The sequence below is a fragment of the Pseudomonas sp. FP2300 genome, assembly GCF_030687595.1.
Classification (GTDB): Bacteria; Pseudomonadota; Gammaproteobacteria; order Pseudomonadales; family Pseudomonadaceae; genus Aquipseudomonas; species Aquipseudomonas bijieensis.
Genome location: NZ_CP117440.1, coordinates 178826 through 194785, shown reverse-complemented (window position 1 = coordinate 194785; position 15960 = coordinate 178826). Strand labels below are relative to the sequence as shown.

General features: G+C 60.7%; 20 protein-coding genes. 10 read left to right on the top strand and 10 right to left on the bottom strand.

Translation table 11 applies throughout. The features are described from left to right. Positions 1-137 precede the first annotated feature (137 nt). Together PSH86_RS00855 and PSH86_RS00850 are read left to right on the top strand one after the other, a co-directional pair. Entirely contained in the window at positions 138-353 is a 216-nt protein-coding gene (locus tag PSH86_RS00855; protein WP_003177209.1) for a dodecin, read from the top strand. 114 nt (positions 354-467) lie between these two features. Then, positions 468-695 (top strand): DUF1161 domain-containing protein, encoded by a 228-nt coding sequence (locus tag PSH86_RS00850; RefSeq protein ID WP_109756540.1) that lies wholly within the window; start codon positions 468-470, stop codon positions 693-695. A gap of 54 nt (positions 696-749) precedes the next feature. Here the strand turns inward: PSH86_RS00850 and PSH86_RS00845 are convergent, their stop codons facing one another. Beyond that, a complete protein-coding gene (locus PSH86_RS00845) occupies positions 750-1751 on the bottom strand; it encodes an LLM class flavin-dependent oxidoreductase (protein WP_058544936.1) in 1002 nt (333 codons plus the stop codon). Positions 1752-1989: 238 nt separating this feature from the next. On the opposite strand from PSH86_RS00845, the gene PSH86_RS00840 reads away from it, so the two are divergent. Together PSH86_RS00840 and PSH86_RS00835 are read left to right on the top strand one after the other, a co-directional pair. Further along, on the top strand, positions 1990-2421 hold the full coding sequence (locus PSH86_RS00840) for an OsmC family protein (RefSeq protein WP_305487196.1): 432 nt from the start codon (positions 1990-1992) through the stop codon (positions 2419-2421). A 152-nt stretch (positions 2422-2573) separates the two neighbouring features. Next, positions 2574-2807: a DUF1161 domain-containing protein gene (locus tag PSH86_RS00835; RefSeq protein ID WP_109756538.1), complete on the top strand. Its 234-nt coding sequence runs from the start codon at positions 2574-2576 to the stop codon at positions 2805-2807. Positions 2808-2813: 6 nt separating this feature from the next. On the opposite strand, the gene PSH86_RS00830 is transcribed toward PSH86_RS00835, so the two are convergent. Together PSH86_RS00830 and PSH86_RS00825 are read right to left on the bottom strand one after the other, a co-directional pair. Next, positions 2814-3239, bottom strand: coding sequence for a hypothetical protein (locus PSH86_RS00830; protein WP_109756537.1), 426 nt, complete (start codon positions 3237-3239; stop codon positions 2814-2816). 41 nt (positions 3240-3280) lie between these two features. Continuing rightward, positions 3281-3694, bottom strand: a complete 414-nt coding sequence (locus PSH86_RS00825) for a hypothetical protein (RefSeq protein ID WP_109756536.1) — start codon at positions 3692-3694, stop codon at positions 3281-3283. A 59-nt stretch (positions 3695-3753) separates the two neighbouring features. On the opposite strand from PSH86_RS00825, the gene PSH86_RS00820 reads away from it, so the two are divergent. Continuing rightward, positions 3754-4845 (top strand): aminopeptidase, encoded by a 1092-nt coding sequence (locus PSH86_RS00820; protein WP_305487192.1) that lies wholly within the window; start codon positions 3754-3756, stop codon positions 4843-4845. A 283-nt stretch (positions 4846-5128) separates the two neighbouring features. On the opposite strand, the gene PSH86_RS00815 is transcribed toward PSH86_RS00820, so the two are convergent. From PSH86_RS00815 to PSH86_RS00805, 3 genes are all read right to left on the bottom strand, one after another. Continuing rightward, entirely contained in the window at positions 5129-5404 is a 276-nt protein-coding gene (locus tag PSH86_RS00815) for an HU family DNA-binding protein (protein WP_060739802.1), read from the bottom strand. A gap of 191 nt (positions 5405-5595) precedes the next feature. After that, positions 5596-6744 (bottom strand): NAD(P)/FAD-dependent oxidoreductase, encoded by a 1149-nt coding sequence (locus PSH86_RS00810; RefSeq protein WP_109756534.1) that lies wholly within the window; start codon positions 6742-6744, stop codon positions 5596-5598. Positions 6745-6768: 24 nt separating this feature from the next. Then, on the bottom strand, positions 6769-6936 hold the full coding sequence (locus tag PSH86_RS00805; RefSeq protein WP_003177199.1) for a rubredoxin: 168 nt from the start codon (positions 6934-6936) through the stop codon (positions 6769-6771). Between the two features lie 175 nt (positions 6937-7111). Here PSH86_RS00805 and PSH86_RS00800 point away from each other — a divergent pair, with 175 nt between their 5' ends. Both PSH86_RS00800 and ubiA read left to right on the top strand, forming a co-directional pair. Then, positions 7112-7675 carry a chorismate lyase gene (locus PSH86_RS00800; protein ID WP_116834299.1) on the top strand — a complete coding sequence of 188 codons (564 nt, stop codon included), beginning with the start codon at positions 7112-7114 and terminating at the stop codon, positions 7673-7675. Next, positions 7675-8565: a 4-hydroxybenzoate octaprenyltransferase gene (ubiA, locus tag PSH86_RS00795; protein ID WP_232201705.1), complete on the top strand. Its 891-nt coding sequence runs from the start codon at positions 7675-7677 to the stop codon at positions 8563-8565. The genes PSH86_RS00800 and ubiA overlap by 1 nt, the downstream gene beginning before the upstream one ends. A gap of 178 nt (positions 8566-8743) precedes the next feature. Here the strand turns inward: ubiA and PSH86_RS00790 are convergent, their stop codons facing one another. Beyond that, positions 8744-9127, bottom strand: a complete 384-nt coding sequence (locus tag PSH86_RS00790) for a hypothetical protein (RefSeq protein ID WP_305487184.1) — start codon at positions 9125-9127, stop codon at positions 8744-8746. Between the two features lie 152 nt (positions 9128-9279). Between PSH86_RS00790 and phoB the strand changes: the two genes are divergently transcribed. The 3 genes from phoB to PSH86_RS00775 all read left to right on the top strand — a co-directional run bounded on the left by phoB (position 9280) and on the right by PSH86_RS00775 (position 12791). After that, positions 9280-9969 (top strand): phosphate regulon transcriptional regulator PhoB, encoded by a 690-nt coding sequence (gene phoB, locus PSH86_RS00785; protein ID WP_003177195.1) that lies wholly within the window; start codon positions 9280-9282, stop codon positions 9967-9969. A gap of 81 nt (positions 9970-10050) precedes the next feature. Beyond that, on the top strand, positions 10051-11337 hold the full coding sequence (gene phoR / locus PSH86_RS00780) for a phosphate regulon sensor histidine kinase PhoR (RefSeq protein WP_232201707.1): 1287 nt from the start codon (positions 10051-10053) through the stop codon (positions 11335-11337). A 113-nt stretch (positions 11338-11450) separates the two neighbouring features. Continuing rightward, on the top strand, positions 11451-12791 hold the full coding sequence (locus tag PSH86_RS00775; protein WP_014335895.1) for a hemolysin family protein: 1341 nt from the start codon (positions 11451-11453) through the stop codon (positions 12789-12791). Positions 12792-12940: 149 nt separating this feature from the next. Here PSH86_RS00775 and PSH86_RS00770 read toward each other — a convergent pair whose 3' ends face one another. From PSH86_RS00770 to phoU, 3 genes are all read right to left on the bottom strand, one after another. Continuing rightward, the gene (locus PSH86_RS00770; protein WP_109756530.1) at positions 12941-13837 is read right to left on the bottom strand and encodes a peptidoglycan DD-metalloendopeptidase family protein; all 897 of its coding nucleotides are present in this window, start codon (positions 13835-13837) and stop codon (positions 12941-12943) included. 229 nt (positions 13838-14066) lie between these two features. Next, positions 14067-14984, bottom strand: coding sequence for a response regulator (locus PSH86_RS00765; protein ID WP_305487181.1), 918 nt, complete (start codon positions 14982-14984; stop codon positions 14067-14069). A gap of 168 nt (positions 14985-15152) precedes the next feature. Next, positions 15153-15914 (bottom strand): phosphate signaling complex protein PhoU, encoded by a 762-nt coding sequence (gene phoU / locus PSH86_RS00760; protein ID WP_109756528.1) that lies wholly within the window; start codon positions 15912-15914, stop codon positions 15153-15155. Positions 15915-15960 lie beyond the last annotated feature (46 nt).

Here is a 15960-nt window from a genome sequence, read left to right as displayed (position 1 = left end):
GGTTGAGTGGCGTGTGTGAATTGGGACTGCGGTCGTTTCTGAAAGTGCAGTAAATCTGAACTTCAAAGCGCAAACGGCGCCACACGTAAGGCGAAAATTCGCTGCTAGGCTGTTAAAGACCAACCAAGGAGAACGTCATGAGTGATCATCACACGTACAAAAAAGTCGAACTGGTCGGCTCGTCTCCCACCAGCATTGAAGACGCCATCAATAACGCCCTGGCCGAGGCCAGCAAAAGCCTCAAGCACTTGGAGTGGTTCGAAGTCACGGAAACCCGCGGACACATCGAAAACGGTCGTGCCGCGCACTTCCAGGTGACCATCAAGGTCGGGTTCCGGATTGCCAACAGCTGAGGGGCGGTGAACTTGCACGCTGGCGGAGTGCCATAGGGAATGGCGATGCGCTATGGTATGCGCATCATGTTTTTCCATACCTGCCCTATTCGATCCGACCAAGGAGTGCGAGCGATGAAAAAGTTGATGGTAGCCCTGGGTTTGCTGAGCCTTGCCGGCGGTGCGTTTGCAGCCGGCAAGTCCTGCGAAGAGCTGAAAACCGAAATCGCAGCGAAGCTGGACGCCAAGGGTGTGTCAGGTTATTCGCTGGAAGTCGTCGATAAAGGCGCAGCGGCTGAAGGACAAAAAGTCGTCGGCACCTGTGAGGCCGGTACGAAAGAAATCGTCTACAAGCGCGGCTGATCCCGCGCGTACGTCAAAGCCGACGCAATGCGTCGGCTTTTTCATGGGCGTCATTCAGCCTTTCATGACCTGCGCCAGCAACTCGTAGGAGTGCAAGCGATCAGCGTGCTCATATAGATCACTGGTAAAAATCAGCTCATCGGCCTGGGTTTGCTCAATCAGCACCTCCAGCTTGGCGCGAATCTTCTGCGGACCGCCAACCATGGCCAGGCCCAGGAAATCGCCAACTGCTTCTTTCTCATGGGGCAGCCAGAGACCGTTCATGGTTTCCACTGGCGGACGTTGCACCAGGCTTTGGCCGCGCATCAACGCCAGGATCCGCTGATACACCGAGGTCGCCAGGTAATCGGCCTGTTCGTCCGTATCGGCCGCCACCAGTGGCACGCCGAGCATTACATATGGCTTGTCGAGCACCGCCGACGGCTTGAAATGGTTGCGGTAAATGCGTATCGCCTCGTGCATATAGCGCGGCGCAAAGTGGGAGGCGAATGCATAGGGCAAGCCCCGTTCACCGGCCAATTGCGCACTGAACAGACTCGAACCCAGCAGCCACACCGGCACGTTGGTGCCGGTGCCTGGCATGGCGATGATGCGTTGATCCGGAGTACGCGGGCCGAGATAGCGCATCAGTTCGGCCACGTCTTCAGGGAAATCGTCAGCGCTGCCAGAGCGCTCGCGACGCAGCGCCCGGGCGGTCATCTGGTCGGAACCTGGCGCACGCCCCAGCCCGAGGTCGATTCGACCTGGGTAGAGGCTTTCCAGCGTGCCGAACTGCTCGGCAATGATCAACGGCGCATGGTTGGGCAGCATCACCCCGCCGGAGCCGACACGGATGGTCGAAGTGCCCCCGGCCAGATAGCCCAGCAGCACGGCGGTCGCGGAGCTGGCGATGCCATCCATGTTGTGGTGCTCGGCTACCCAGAAACGGGTATAGCCGTATTTCTCCACGTGCTGCGCCAGGTCCAGCGAGTTGCGCAAGGACTGGGCGGCGTTGCCGTCGGCGCGAACAGGCACCAGGTCGAGGGTTGAGAATTTCACTTCGGACAGCTGTTTCATGGGCCGGGATCTCCAACGGCGTTCCGGGCTTTTTCCTACGGGCAAAAGCCTGCCGTTTCTAAAGGTGTGTTCCATGCAATGTGGGCATATACCCGAGTTTCAATAGCTGCGACGAATTTTCCTACTAAATCGGTCGGCTAATCGACAGGATGAACTTTATCGGGCGGTCTATCCTCACAACCCTGACAACGGAAAACACCCAGGCGCGAACCCCGCGCCGGATATTGAGGAGGCAGACATGGCTATCATCAAGAAAGCATCGGCTCATTGGGAAGGCGACCTGAAAACAGGTATCGGCTCCATCTCCACGGAAACTGGCGTGTTACGCGAAGCACCCTATGGTTTCAAGGCTCGATTCGAGGGCGGCAAGGGCACCAACCCAGAGGAATTGATCGGCGCGGCCCACGCCGGCTGCTTTTCCATGGCCTTTTCGATGATCCTTGGCGACGCCGGGCTAAAGGCCGAGAGTATCGCCACGAACGCCGAAGTCACCCTGGATCAGGTCGATGGCGGATTTGCGATTACCGCCGTGAAGCTGATTCTCAAGGCGAAAATCCCCGGCGCCAGCCAGGCGCAGTTCGACGAACTGAGCAAGAAGGCCAAGGAAGGGTGCCCGGTTTCCAAGGTGCTGAATGCCGAGATCACATTGGACGCAACACTGGTGAGCTGACCCGCTGAAGGCGGTCGCAGCTTTCGCAGGCATTGTGGAGGCTGCGACCTTTCTGGGGACGGGTGATCTGTTTACCTTGATACAATTGTGGTCGAATGCATGCCCGCAGTCTCAGCGCACAGGCAGTGCGCGCTGCAATGAGGAATTCGAGCATGAAACGATTTGCCCTGGCAGTCATCGGTTGCGCATTGGCCTCGTCGGCCCTTGCGGCCCCCAAACCCTGCGAAGAACTCAAGGCCGAAATCGAAACCAAGATCCAGGCGCAGGGCGTCACGTCCTATACGCTGGAAATCGTCACCAATGACGAAGTCCATGACCAGAACATGGTCGTTGGCACTTGCGAAAACGGCACGAAGAAAATCATCTACCAGAAGAACGACCGCTAAGACGCCCTATGGCATGCAACGGGCTTGTCGATCTTCGGCAACGATTTCTCGCTTGGCGTCATAAAGCCGGGCGCTTGGGGTGAACGCCAGGTTACGCGCCTCCAGACGATAGCGCTGGCCGGCTTCGAAATGGTCGTATCGCACGGTCAGGTAGCACAGCCGTTCTTGCGGCTCGCTCATCAAACCCAGCCCACCGCCACCAAACACCTCGAAATCGAAGCGCACTTCCAATTCATGACTGCCCGGCGAAACCTGGAAGAAACGCCCGTCTCGCAGTCGCTGGCCATCCAGCTTTTCAGCCATCAGTACCTTGCCGCCAGGCGTAGGCGTCGCGAAATCGATCCAGGCCATGTTCGAATCGACCGCTGGCAACGGGGTCGCCGTGCAACCGCTCATGACAACGAAGGCCAGTAACAGCATGTGAAGACGCATGGTGAGCTTCCTGAAAAATCAGGTCTTGAGCATAGCGCCGATCAACTTTGCTGGCAGCCTGCCGGTGTCCCTTGCCCCACCACCTTGCGTTGTTGGTCATACAGCTTGGCCCAGGGCCGGAAACCGATGTTGCCAGCCTGCAACTGGTAGCGCTGGCCGGCGTTGAAGTCCTTGAACTTCACATTCAACCGGCAATCGCGCCACAGCGGCTCGGCATCCGGGCCAATGTTGCCGGGCTCGACGGCAAATTGATAACGCACCGTCAGCTCATGGCTGCCGGGTTGCACCTCGAAATAACGTCGGTCCACAGACATCTTGTCATCGACCTTCAGCGCTTGCAGCGCGGTGTCCTGATGGTTTCCCAGGTCGATCCACGCTTGGGATGGGTCAGGGTCAGGCAAACCGGCACAACCGGTCAGCAGCAACAGGCCACTCGTCAGCATCAACACGCGCATAGCGAAGCTCCAGGCAGGCGAGATAGTCTTGTGGGCAGACTTTCCCAGGGTGATTCCAATTGATCAGGCCGCATTCAAACCATCGGTTACTCGACCGTGTTTTCCGGATTTTGTTTCCAGGCCTCCTGCTTTTGTTACTCAACGGTTGCACAAGCGCCAGTTACTACAGCCAGCTCGTCGGCGGGCAACTTCGGTTATTGCAGGCCCGAGAGCCTATCGACCAGATCATCGCCGACCCTGCTCGCGATACCCAACTGAAAGCGCACCTGGCCCAAGCGCGCGAGGCGCGGGCATTCGCCACTGCTCACTTGCACTTGCCGGACAATAAAAGCTATCGCCTGTACGCCGATATTGGCCGCCCGTTCGTAGTCTGGAATGTCTTCTCCACGCCCGAATTTTCCCTGGCACCGCAAAACCACTGTTTCCCGATTGCCGGTTGCGTGGCCTATCGCGGCTACTACAGCCAGGACGCCGCCCGTGGCGAGGCCGCGTTGCAGCGGTTGCAGGGCATGGACGTGTCGATCGGTGGCGTAGAGGCCTACTCGACGCTGGGCTGGTTCAACGATCCGATCCTGAGCTCGATGATGCATTGGGGCGACGAACGCCTGCCGACACTGATCTTTCATGAACTGGCGCACCAGCGGTTTTATGTAAAGGACGACACGGAATTCAATGAGTCCTTCGCCACCTTCGTCGAACAGGAAGGCAGCCGGCAATGGCGCGCCAGTCGCGGGCTGGCGCCGGATAACGGCAAGCGGGTGCGCCAGCGCGACCAATTCATCCAACTGATCCTCGATACCCGTCAGCGCCTGGAAAAGCTCTATACCCAGCCCTTGCCGGCCGAACAGATGCGTCAACGCAAGGCAGAAGAATTCGAACACCTGCGCGCCGACTATCAGCAACTACGCGACAGCCAGTGGGCAGGCGACAAACGTTATGACGCCTGGGTCTATGCGCCACTTAACAATGCACGGTTATTGCCGTTTGGTTTGTATGACCAGTGGGTGCCGGCCTTTGCGGCATTGTTCAGGCGGGAGGGCGGTGATTGGGTTGCGTTTTATGCGGCGGTGGAAAAGCTGGGGAAATTACCGATCGACGAGCGCAGGGCGGCCTTGAAGGCGTTGGCGGAGCCGAATACTTCCATTGACTAGGCGGACGTCATCGCGAGCAAGCTCGCTCCCACATTAGGCATCTCCAACCCTGTGGCGAGGGAGCTTGCTCCCCCTAGGCTGCGCAGCAGTCGTCGCTTTTCAGGGCCGCTTCGCGCCCCAGCGGGAGCAAGTTCCCTCGCCACGGATAATGGCCATCTAAGCCATCGCTGTCTCACCAAGCCTGGCCACAGCCAGCAACCCCGCAATAAAAAGGGCATCCCGATGAATCGGTATGCCCTTTTTGATTGCCGTTTTCTCCCCCTGACCGAGGTAATCGCAGCGATTATGGGTTGACGCTTTCTTTCAAGGACTTGCCTGGCTTAAAGGCAACGGTGTTACTGGCCTTGATTTTCACAGGCTCACCGGTCTGTGGGTTTTTGCCAGTGCGGGCGCCGCGGTGGCGTTGCAGGAAAGTGCCGAAGCCCACCAGCGTGACGCTGTCCTTGCGGTGCAAGGCGCCGGTGATTTCTTCGAGGACGGCGTTGAGGACGCGGTTGGCTTGTTCTTTGGTGAGGTCTGCTTTTTCCGCGATGGCGGCGGCGAGTTCTGGTTTACGCATGAATGAAGCCCCTTTGACGGTTTTTTTGTTGTTATGTCCGTGCTGTTCTCTTTGGAACAGCCCCTAAGGCGCCGCAGGCTCTACTCTGCGGCAGACGGGAGTGAGGATGGCACGGTGCCGAAAACGGCGCCAGTGTCCGGGCGACCTTTGTGGGACCAAAAGTAGGGTTTTTGCGACAGAACGACCAGTATTTACGCCAGCAGGGGTGGAAGTTCCTTGTTCAGCGCCAGTTTCTCCATCACCGCCGTGCCTGTCAGCGCGTACCCCAGCAGATTGCCTTGAGCGTCGCGACACAGCGCCTTGATGTCCGAGCCTTGCCCTTCGACGCTCCACACGCCCTCGCTGCCTCGCGGTGGTGGCGACACTACCAGTGGGCACACCGGGGTTTTCACGGTAATCGGCATGGCGCCGTAGCTGACGGCGGTCGAATTGCCAGCCAGGGTCTGGGCCAGGGCCCGGGCGCAGCTCATCAGCGGCATGACGTAGAGCAGGTTCAAGCCATCAACCTCTGCGCAATCACCCAGGGCGTAGATGTTGGCGTGGGAGGTTTTCAGGTGGCGGTCGACCACGACGCCGCGGTTGACCACCAGGCCGGCGGCCGCCGCCAGGTCGATGCGCGGGCGCAGGCCGATGGCCGAGACCACCAGGTCGCAGGCAATCACCTGGCCGTCGGACAGGTGCGCCTCCAGCCCGTCGGCGACCTTCTGCAAGCGGTTGAGCACTGGGCCCAGGTGGAAGCGCGCACCGAGGCTTTCCAGCCCGGCCTGGACCGCTGCGGCAGCGGTCGGGTGCAGCAGCGTCGGCATGACTTGCTCGCACGGCGCCACCAGTTGTACTTCGTAGCCGCCCAGGCTCAGGTCGTTGGCGAACTCGCAGCCAATCAGGCCGGCGCCGAGCAACAACACCCGGCGCTTGCCAGCAGCCGCGGCCCTGAAGCGTGCGTAGTCTTCCAGGTCGTTGATCGGGAAAATCAGCTCGGCGGCATCGCCCTGCACCGGCACCCGCACGGTTTCGGCACCCCAGGCCAGGATCAGGTCACGATAGTTCACCGCCTCTTCGCCAATCCACAGCCGTTTGTGGCCCGGATCGATGCCGCTGATACGGGTATGGGTGCGTATTTCGGCCTTGAGTTGCTCGGCCATGGCCCCCGGCTCGGCCATGCTCAAGCCGTCGGCATCCTTGTTTTTACCAAAGCCTGTGGAGAGCATCGGCTTGGAATACGAGCGACCGTCGTCCGCGGTGATCAGCAGCAACGGGGTTTCGCTGTCGAGCTTGCGAAACTCCCGGGCCAGGTTATAACCGGCCAGGCCCGTACCGACGATGACGACAGGTGCGCTCATGTTGCTCTCCATTTGATGAAACGATCAGTTGATTTCGATCATTTCGAAATCCATCTTGCCGACGCCGCAGTCCGGGCACAGCCAGTCTGCCGGTACGTCCTCCCAGCGGGTGCCGGGCGCGATGCCATCGTCAGGCCAGCCGTCAGCTTCGTTGTAGATCAGGCCGCAGACGATACATTGCCACTTCTTCATTCCAATACTTCCTCAAGATGTCAGGCCATGGCCGATATTTTCCGGCTCAGGGCCGTTTTGTACTGATCGCTTGCGACAGATGCAAGCACGATCGGAAGGCTACAGGCCGGGCCAGTCAAAACCAGCGACCGACATGGTAAGCTCGCGCCCTCCTTTGCTGCCATTCAAGACCTCTGTGCCGCATACAAATTCGATATTTCCTACACTCCAATGGCTGCCCCAGCACCTGCTGTCGCCGCGCCCCGATGCGCGCGTGCTCGACTGGCTGTTCGACGAAGGCTCCCTGACCCGACGCCTCACGCGCCTGTCGGACGGCCATTTCAGCGTGACGCCGCTGTTCGAAGGCTGGCAGCCATTGCGCGCCGACGAATGTGCCGCGCTGGACCTGGCCGAGGGCAGCGAGGGCTGGGTACGCGAGGTGTATCTGCGCGGTCGCGACCAGCCTTGGGTGTTCGCCCGCAGTGTGGCGGCTCGCAGCGCCTTGCAGGGCGACGGCTTGCAGATGGACGAACTGGGCAGCCGCTCCCTGGGGGAATTGCTGTTCTGCGACCAGGCGTTCCAGCGCCGGGCCATCGAGGTTTGTCATTATCCCGAGGCCGGGTTGCCGGAAGACGTCCGCGCCAGCGGGTTGTGGGGTCGCCGTTCGCGTTTCGATCGCGGTGCGTTGAGCGTGCTGGTGGCGGAAATCTTCCTGCCCCGCTTGTGGACTGTCGCCCGCGCCTATTCGGAGAATTTCTGATGTACGTGCAACTGCTCAAATCCTTGAATCGCCTGAATCCACGGGCGTGGGACTTCGTGCAATTGACCCGCATGGACAAGCCCATCGGCATTTACCTGCTGCTGTGGCCGACGTTGTGGGCGTTGTGGATTGCCGGGGAAGGTTCGCCGTCCATCGCCAACGTGGTGATTTTCGTCCTCGGCGTGGTGCTGACTCGCGCCGGTGGCTGCGTGATCAATGACTGGGCCGACCGCAAGGTGGACGGCCACGTCAAACGCACCGAGCAGCGCCCGCTGGTGAGCGGCAAGATCAGTTCGAAAGAGGCGCTGGTGTTCTTCGCCGTGTTGATGAGCGTGAGCTTCCTGCTGGTGCTGTGCACCAACGCCCCGACCATCCTGCTATCGCTCGGTGGCCTGGCGCTGGCGTTCAGCTACCCGTTCATGAAGCGCTATACATACTACCCACAAGTGGTGCTGGGCGCGGCGTTCTCCTGGGGCATGCCGATGGCGTTCACCGCCGAAACCGGTCATCTGCCGGCCGCCGCCTGGTTGCTGTACATCGCCAACCTGCTGTGGACGGTGGGCTACGACACCTATTACGCGATGACCGACCGGGACGATGACCTGCGCATCGGCGTGAAATCCACGGCGATCCTGTTTGGCGACGCCGACCGGGTGATCATCCTGACGTTGCAAGGCCTGGCCTTGGGCTGCCTGCTGTTGGCCGGGTCGAAATTCCAGCTGGGTGGCTGGTTCCACCTAGGGCTGGTAGCCGCTGCGGCGTGCTTTGCCTGGGAGTTCTGGTACACCCGTGACCGGGACCGGATGCGCTGCTTCCAGGCGTTTTTGCATAACCACTGGGCCGGGTTGGCGATTTTCGTGGGGATTGTGCTGGATTACGCGTTGCGCTGAATCCGCTGACCCAGCGGTGAACCTTGGGTCATGAAACCTTTGTGGAACGTTGAGTCATGAAAGCCTTTGTGGCGAGGGAGCTTGCTCCCGCTGGGCTGCGAAGCGGCCCCAAAATCTTGCGGTCGCTGCGCAACCGAGCGGGAGCAAGCTCCCTCGCCACAGAAGCGTTTCGGGGCGATCAGTCAGGCTTGGCGACCTTCCAGGCGCCGTCCATTTTGCCCTCCCCGGTCATGTCTCCCGCCTTCTTATCCATGACAAAGGTGTACACCGGCTTACCATCGTAAGCCCACTGCTTCGTACCGTCGTCACGCTTGATCACCGTCCAGTCGCCCGTGGACTTGTCGCCATCTTTAGCCATGAGCGGGGGCCAGTTCGCCGCGCATTTGTCGTTGCACATCGACTTGCCGCCCGAGTCTTTGGCAAACGTATACAGCGTCATGCCTTTGTGATCGGTGAACATGCCGTCTTTTTCCATCGCCGGGTCAGCTGCGAACGCCATGGCAGGCAACGCCAGGGCAGCCGCTACCGCCAGTGCCTGGATGGATTGGGTGAAGTAATTCATGGAAACCTTCTTTTGTGGTTGTCAGGATTCGGACTGAAAAGCGTAGCCCAGGATCCCCTTCGCTGCCGGATTACGAAATATCTGTCACACGACTGCAATAATTCCGTTATCTAATGCGGCGCAAGACAGTTAAATGACAAGAGGATTACCCCATGGTTGGCAGGAGCATTCTGATCGTCGACGACGAGGCGCCCATCCGCGAGATGATCGCCGTTGCGTTGGAGATGGCCGGCTATGACTGCATGGAAGCAGAAAACTCTCAACAGGCCCATGCCATCATCGTCGACCGCAAGCCCGACCTGATCCTGCTGGACTGGATGCTGCCCGGCACGTCAGGCATCGAACTGGCGCGACGCCTCAAGCGCGACGAGCTGACCGGTGATATTCCGATCATCATGCTCACCGCCAAGGGCGAAGAGGACAACAAGATCCAGGGCCTGGAAGTGGGCGCCGACGACTACATCACCAAGCCGTTCTCCCCACGGGAGCTGGTGGCACGCCTGAAGGCCGTGCTGCGTCGTGCCGGACCGACCGACGGCGAAGCGCCCATCGAAGTCGGCGGCCTGCTGCTCGACCCCATCAGCCACCGCGTGACCATCGACGGCAAACCCGCCGAGATGGGCCCGACCGAATACCGCCTGCTGCAATTTTTCATGACTCACCAGGAACGTGCCTACACCCGCGGACAACTGCTGGACCAGGTCTGGGGCGGCAACGTCTATGTCGAGGAGCGCACCGTGGACGTGCATATCCGCCGCCTGCGCAAGGCCCTCGGCGATGCCTATGAAAATCTTGTACAAACCGTGCGCGGCACCGGTTATCGTTTTTCTACCAAGGCCTGATCCGAGCCCTTACCGCCCGACAAGCTGACAAGGACGCGCGCTCAATTGAATCAAAACTGGCATGGCACCCTGATTCGCCACATGTTGCTGCTGGTGACCGGCTGTTTGCTGATCGGCCTGATCAGCGGTTATTACGGCTGGAGCCTGGCCGCAGGCCTGGGGCTTTACCTGGCCTGGACCCTCAAGCAATTGCTGCGCCTGCATGAATGGCTGCGCCTGCACCAACCCGACGAAGCCCCGCCCGACGGCTATGGCCTGTGGGGTGAGGTGTTCGACAGCATCTACCATCTGCAACGGCGCGACCAACGCGTTCGCGGGCGCCTGCAGGCGGTGATCGACCGGGTCCAGGAGTCCACCGCCGCGCTGAAAGACGCGGTGATCATGCTCGACAGCGACGGCAACCTGGAGTGGTGGAACCGCGCCGCCGAGACCCTGCTGGGCCTCAAGACCCCACAGGACAGCGGCCAACCGGTGACCAACCTGGTGCGTCACCCGCGCTTCAAGGAGTATTTCGAGCAGGGTAATTACGCCGAGCCGCTGGAGATTCCTTCGCCGACCAATGATCGGCTGCGTATCCAGCTGTACATCACGCGCTACGGCAACAACGAGCACCTGATGCTGGTGCGCGACGTCACGCGTATCCATCAGTTAGAACAGATGCGCAAAGACTTCATCGCCAACGTTTCCCACGAACTGCGCACGCCATTGACGGTGATCTGCGGTTATCTGGAAACCCTGCTCGACAATGTCGAGGAGGTGAACCCGCGTTGGACCCGGGCCTTGCAGCAGATGCACCAGCAAAGCGGGCGCATGCAGACCCTGCTCAACGACTTGTTGCTGCTGGCGAAACTGGAGGCCACCGATTACCCGTCGGACAACCAGCCGGTGCCCATCGACGATCTGCTGCAAACCATTGTCGAAGATGCACAGGAACTGTCCGGCCCCAAGCAGCAGACCATTACCCTGGAAGCCGATCCGGCCGTGCAGCTCAAAGGCAGCGAGGCGGAACTGCGCAGTGCGTTCTCCAACCTGGTGTTCAACGCGGTCAAGTACACGCCGGAACAAGGCCGGATCCATGTGCGCTGGTGGGGCGATGAGCAAGGCGCGCACCTGAGTGTGCGCGATTCGGGCATCGGCATCGACAGCAAGCACCTGCCGCGCCTGACCGAACGTTTCTACCGCGTCGACTCCAGCCGCAACTCCAATACCGGGGGCACAGGGTTGGGCCTGGCCATCGTCAAACACGTCCTGCTGCGCCATCGCGCCCGCATGGAAATCAGCAGCGTGCCTGGCCATGGCAGCACCTTTACCTGCCATTTCGCCCCGGCCCAGGTGGTTCGCGCACGCCTCGCCCGCCCCGCTGATTGAGAGCGCCCCCTAGGCAATCGCCGAGCCAGCCGCTACATTGACTGACTTGTGCCTGCCTTTTCAGGCGCTCATTTCCAACTTCTACGACTATACGGAACCCGCAAAACTCCATCATGGACCCTTCCCCTGGCTTGTCCCTCGTTACACTCTTCGCCGAATTCGGCATGATTCTTTTTGCTCTGATCCTGGTTTTGCTCAACGGCTTTTTCGTTGCGGCGGAATTCGCCATGGTCAAGCTACGCTCGACCCGGGTCGAGGCCATTGCCGAGCAGAATGGCTGGCGCGGGCATATCCTGCGCACCGTCCACAGCCAGCTCGACGCTTACCTGTCGGCCTGTCAGCTGGGCATCACCCTGGCCTCCCTGGGCCTGGGCTGGGTCGGTGAGCCGGCGTTCGCCCATATCCTCGAACCGTTGCTGGGCGCGGTCGGCGTACAGTCGCCGGAAGTGATCAAGGGCGTGTCGTTCTTCACCGCGTTCTTCATCATTTCGTACCTGCACATCGTGGTCGGTGAGCTGGCACCCAAATCCTGGGCGATTCGCAAACCCGAGCTGCTGTCGCTGTGGACCGCCGTGCCGCTGTACCTGTTCTACTGGGCCATGTACCCGGCGATCTACCTGCTCAACGCCAGCGCCAACGCCATCCTGCGCATCGCCGGCCAAGGCGAGCCCGGCCCCCATCACGAACACCACTACAGCCGCGAAGAACTGAAGTTGATCCTGCACTCCAGCCGTGGCCAGGACCCCAGCGACCAGGGCATGCGCGTGCTGGCCTCGGCCGTGGAGATGGGCGAGCTGGAAGTGGTGGACTGGGCCAACTCCCGGGAAGACCTGGTGACGCTGGAGTTCAACGCGCCACTCAAGGAAATCCTGGCGATGTTCCGTCGCCACAAATTCAGCCGTTATCCGGTGTACGACAGTGAGCGCCAGGAGTTCGTCGGCCTGCTGCACATCAAGGACCTGCTGCTGGAACTGGCGGCCCTGGATCACATCCCCGAGTCGTTCAACCTGGCCGAACTGACCCGGCCGCTGGAGCGCGTATCGCGACACATGCCGCTGTCGCAGTTGCTGGAGCAGTTCCGCAAGGGCGGCTCGCACTTCGCCCTGGTCGAGGAAGCCGACGGCAACATCATCGGCTACCTGACCATGGAAGACGTGCTGGAAGTACTGGTGGGCGACATCCAGGACGAACACCGCAAGGCCGAACGCGGCATCCTGGCCTACCAGCCGGGCAAGCTGTTGGTACGTGGCGATACGCCGCTGTTCAAGGTCGAGCGCTTGCTGGGGATCGATCTGGACCACATCGAAGCCGAAACGCTGGCCGGGTTGGTCTATGAAACCCTCAAGCGCGTGCCGGAAGAGGAAGAAGTGCTGGAAGTCGAAGGCCTGCGGATCATCATCAAGAAGATGAAAGGACCGAAGATCATCCTGGCGAAGGTGTTGATGCTCGATTGAGCATCAACCGGCCCGCAAGAGGGCATAAACCCCTGTGGCGAGGGAGCTTGCTCCCGCTCGGCTGCGAAGCAGTCGTCGTTTTTGGGGCCGCTTCGCGACCCAGCGGGAGCAAGCTCCCTCGCCACAAAAAGCCCCTCGAATCTCCAGAGTTACTGCTTGCCCAACGCAAAGTTGGGCAACTCCCCCACCGGTTGATTGAACTGGTAGGGAATCGATACCAGCCCCAATCCGGTATTGCGCTGCACCACGAAATGCAGGTGCGGGCCCGAACTGTTGCCGGTATTGCCCGACAACGCCAACGGCGTGCCCACTCCGACCCGCTGCCCTTCCCGTACGCTCACCGAGCCTTTCTGCAGGTGCAGGTAGACGCCCATCGTCCCGTCATCGTGCAGTACTCGCACGAAGTTGCCCGAAGGGTCGTCCCCGCGGCCGGTCTGCTGATTTTCAGTCTTGATCACCACGCCTCCGCGCGCCGCGATGATCGGCGTGCCTTCGGGCATGGCGATGTCCATGGCGTAGCGGTTCTTCGGGCCGTAATGGCTGTATTGGCCGTTGGCCCCCTGGCTGAGCCGGAACGGCCCGCCACGCCACGGCAGCGGGTACTGATAGGCCTGCGCCGTGCCGGCAGGGTCGCCCAGGGAATATTCGAACCGTGGGGTGTACACCAGGGGCCTGCCAGGCTGCGTGGCCGTGAGCAGCGCCAGGCGCAGGTTGCTGCGCGCCGGCAGCACCCGCCGAATCGGCCGGCTCGGCGCACCGATGACATTGCGCACCCCAGTGAAACTCAACTCGATCTCCACCGGCGCATACAAATCGTTGCGCACGAACACCGCATCCCCGCCCTTCTGCTTCTTGATATCAAGAAAGACCTGTCGCTCCAGGCGCTCGACCATGCGGTCGCGGAACACGAACACCTGGGCGCCCTTGCTGGGACGGTCACTGTAGGACACCACGCCATTGGCGTCGGTGGATTTGTAGATCGTCATGGCCATGGCCGAAGTGGAGGCCAGGACCAGACCGCAGGCGAACAGCAGGGGCGCGAGCATGGGCAAAGGTTCTGTCGAAAAATGAAGGCCTGAACAGCAGCCTAGCAGCTGGGATGGACCAGCGTAGTCGACGGATGTTTCAAAATGGGTTGGTGGGAGACCGATGGCCCCATCGCGAGCAGGCTCGCTCCCACAGTTGGTCTCAGTGAACATTGGATCTGCATTCAGCGCAGATCCAATGTGGGAGCGAGCCTGCTCGCGATGGCGGCCTGACAGGCGCCGCCGGGGATCAGGCGCCAGGGACGAAGTGCTTCTGCGCCGTACCGCGAGCGATCAGGCGGGAGATGTAGTCGAGTTTCTGCGGGTCTTTGTCGACGAAGCGGAACGTCAGTTGCAGCCATTCGCTGTCGGGCGTCTGTTCATGGGCGACGATGGCGTGCAGGTAGCCATTGAGACGAGCGGTTTCGGCGTTGTCGCCCTGCTCCATGTCCAGCACCGCGCCTTCGAGTACTTGCGGCAGGGTGTCGGAGCGCTTGACCACCAGCAGCGCTTCCTTGAGGCTCAAGGCCTTGATCACGCATTGCTGGGTGCCGCTGGACAGGCGCAACTGGCCTTGGCCACGGTTGGTCGTCGAAGCGGCGGCGGCCGGTGCCTTGACCGGCGGGCTGTTGAGCAAGCCACGAGCGGCTGGGGCCGGCGCAGGGGCGGCAGGCGCCGAAGCAACCGCCGCAACTGGAGCCTTACCGCCCGTCAGGGCGCTCAAGGAATCATTGCCAAACGCCGAGTTCATCTTGGTCGGGGCACTGTTCATCAGCGTGTCGAGCTTGCCGACCTTATGCAGGGCCTGCTTGACCTTGGTCAGCAACTGTTCGTTGGTGAATGGCTTGCTGACATAGCCGGAAACGCCGGCCTGGATCGCCTGGACGACGTTTTCCTTGTCGCCGCGGCTGGTGACCATCACGAACGGCATGCCCTTGAGGGTGTCCTGCTGGCGGCACCAGGTCAGCAGTTCCAGGCCGGACATTTCCGGCATTTCCCAATCGCACAGCACCAGGTCGAACGCCTCGCGAGCCAGCAGGGCCTGGGCTTTCTTGCCGTTCACCGCGTCTTCGATGCGCACGCCCGGGAAGTAGTTGCGCAGGCACTTCTTCACCAGGTCACGAATGAACGAAGCATCGTCCACGACCAACACACTGACCTTACTCATCCAGATACACCTCTAAAAAATCCCGGCAAGCATACCGCTTTTACTGATGGCACATTGCCAAAAAACCTTCAGTCACGCCGGGACTTTTCGTTCGCGGGGTGCTGCTGTCGATTAAAAAAAACCCAAAAAAAAGCCCGACCAGAAGGCCGGGCGCTTTTCTTGGCAATCTTACTTATCGTCAGTTTCGCCCGGAACATTAGCGTTTTCGGACGGGGTGCCCTCAACTTCTTCCTTCATGCGCTTGAGCCCCAGATGCCGCACATCGGTACCGCGCACCAGATAAATGACAAGTTCCGAGATGTTGCGCGCATGATCGCCGATACGCTCCAGAGAACGCAGCACCCAGATAATGCTCAACACCCGCGAGATGGAGCGCGGGTCTTCCATCATGTAGGTCGCCAGCTCGCGCAGGGCCGTCTTGTATTCGCGGTCGATGATCTTGTCGTACTGGGCCACCGACAGCGCCAGGTCGGCGTCGAAGCGGGCGAAGGCGTCCAGTGCATCGCGGACCATGTTGCGCACCTGGTCGCCAATGTGGCGAACCTCGACGTAACCGCGCGGCGCCTCGCCCTCTTCGCACAATTGGATGGCACGACGGGCGATCTTGGTGGCTTCGTCGCCGATCCGCTCAAGATCGATCACCGACTTGGAGATGCTGATGATCAGGCGCAGGTCAGAAGCAGCTGGCTGACGACGGGCCAGGATACGCAGGCACTCCTCGTCGATGTTGCGCTCCATCTGGTTGATCTGGTCATCGATTTCGCGCACCTGCTGGGCCAGGCCCGAATCGGCCTCGATCAGCGCGGTCACCGCGTCGTTGACCTGCTTTTCCACCAGCCCGCCCATGGCCAGCAAGTGACTGCGTACTTCCTCCAGCTCGGCGTTGAACTGTGCGGAAATGTGGTGAGTAAGGCCTTCCTTCGAAATCATCTTGTTCGCTCCGCGAAAGTTGCAAGCTTCAAGCTGCAAGCTTCAA

Excerpts from the sequence above, each read along its gene's own strand:
- PSH86_RS00825 (WP_109756536.1), bottom strand. The coding sequence starts at position 3,694 with ATGCGCGTGTTGATGCTGACGAGTGGCCTGTTGCTGCTGACCGGTTGT.
- ubiA (WP_232201705.1), top strand. The coding sequence starts at position 7,675 with ATGTACGTGCAACTGCTCAAATCCTTGAATCGCCTGAATCCACGGGCG.
- PSH86_RS00835 (WP_109756538.1), top strand. The coding sequence starts at position 2,574 with ATGAAACGATTTGCCCTGGCAGTCATCGGTTGCGCATTGGCCTCGTCG.
- PSH86_RS00775 (WP_014335895.1), top strand. The coding sequence starts at position 11,451 with ATGGACCCTTCCCCTGGCTTGTCCCTCGTTACACTCTTCGCCGAATTC.
- phoU (WP_109756528.1), bottom strand. The coding sequence starts at position 15,914 with ATGATTTCGAAGGAAGGCCTTACTCACCACATTTCCGCACAGTTCAAC.
- phoR (WP_232201707.1), top strand. The coding sequence starts at position 10,051 with ATGTTGCTGCTGGTGACCGGCTGTTTGCTGATCGGCCTGATCAGCGGT.
- PSH86_RS00765 (WP_305487181.1), bottom strand. The coding sequence starts at position 14,984 with ATGAGTAAGGTCAGTGTGTTGGTCGTGGACGATGCTTCGTTCATTCGT.
- PSH86_RS00815 (WP_060739802.1), bottom strand. The coding sequence starts at position 5,404 with ATGCGTAAACCAGAACTCGCCGCCGCCATCGCGGAAAAAGCAGACCTC.
- PSH86_RS00790 (WP_305487184.1), bottom strand. The coding sequence starts at position 9,127 with ATGAATTACTTCACCCAATCCATCCAGGCACTGGCGGTAGCGGCTGCC.
- phoB (WP_003177195.1), top strand. The coding sequence starts at position 9,280 with ATGGTTGGCAGGAGCATTCTGATCGTCGACGACGAGGCGCCCATCCGC.
- PSH86_RS00845 (WP_058544936.1), bottom strand. The coding sequence starts at position 1,751 with ATGAAACAGCTGTCCGAAGTGAAATTCTCAACCCTCGACCTGGTGCCT.
- PSH86_RS00850 (WP_109756540.1), top strand. The coding sequence starts at position 468 with ATGAAAAAGTTGATGGTAGCCCTGGGTTTGCTGAGCCTTGCCGGCGGT.
- PSH86_RS00805 (WP_003177199.1), bottom strand. The coding sequence starts at position 6,936 with ATGAAGAAGTGGCAATGTATCGTCTGCGGCCTGATCTACAACGAAGCT.
- PSH86_RS00840 (WP_305487196.1), top strand. The coding sequence starts at position 1,990 with ATGGCTATCATCAAGAAAGCATCGGCTCATTGGGAAGGCGACCTGAAA.
- PSH86_RS00830 (WP_109756537.1), bottom strand. The coding sequence starts at position 3,239 with ATGCGTCTTCACATGCTGTTACTGGCCTTCGTTGTCATGAGCGGTTGC.
- PSH86_RS00855 (WP_003177209.1), top strand. The coding sequence starts at position 138 with ATGAGTGATCATCACACGTACAAAAAAGTCGAACTGGTCGGCTCGTCT.
- PSH86_RS00770 (WP_109756530.1), bottom strand. The coding sequence starts at position 13,837 with ATGCTCGCGCCCCTGCTGTTCGCCTGCGGTCTGGTCCTGGCCTCCACT.
- PSH86_RS00810 (WP_109756534.1), bottom strand. The coding sequence starts at position 6,744 with ATGAGCGCACCTGTCGTCATCGTCGGTACGGGCCTGGCCGGTTATAAC.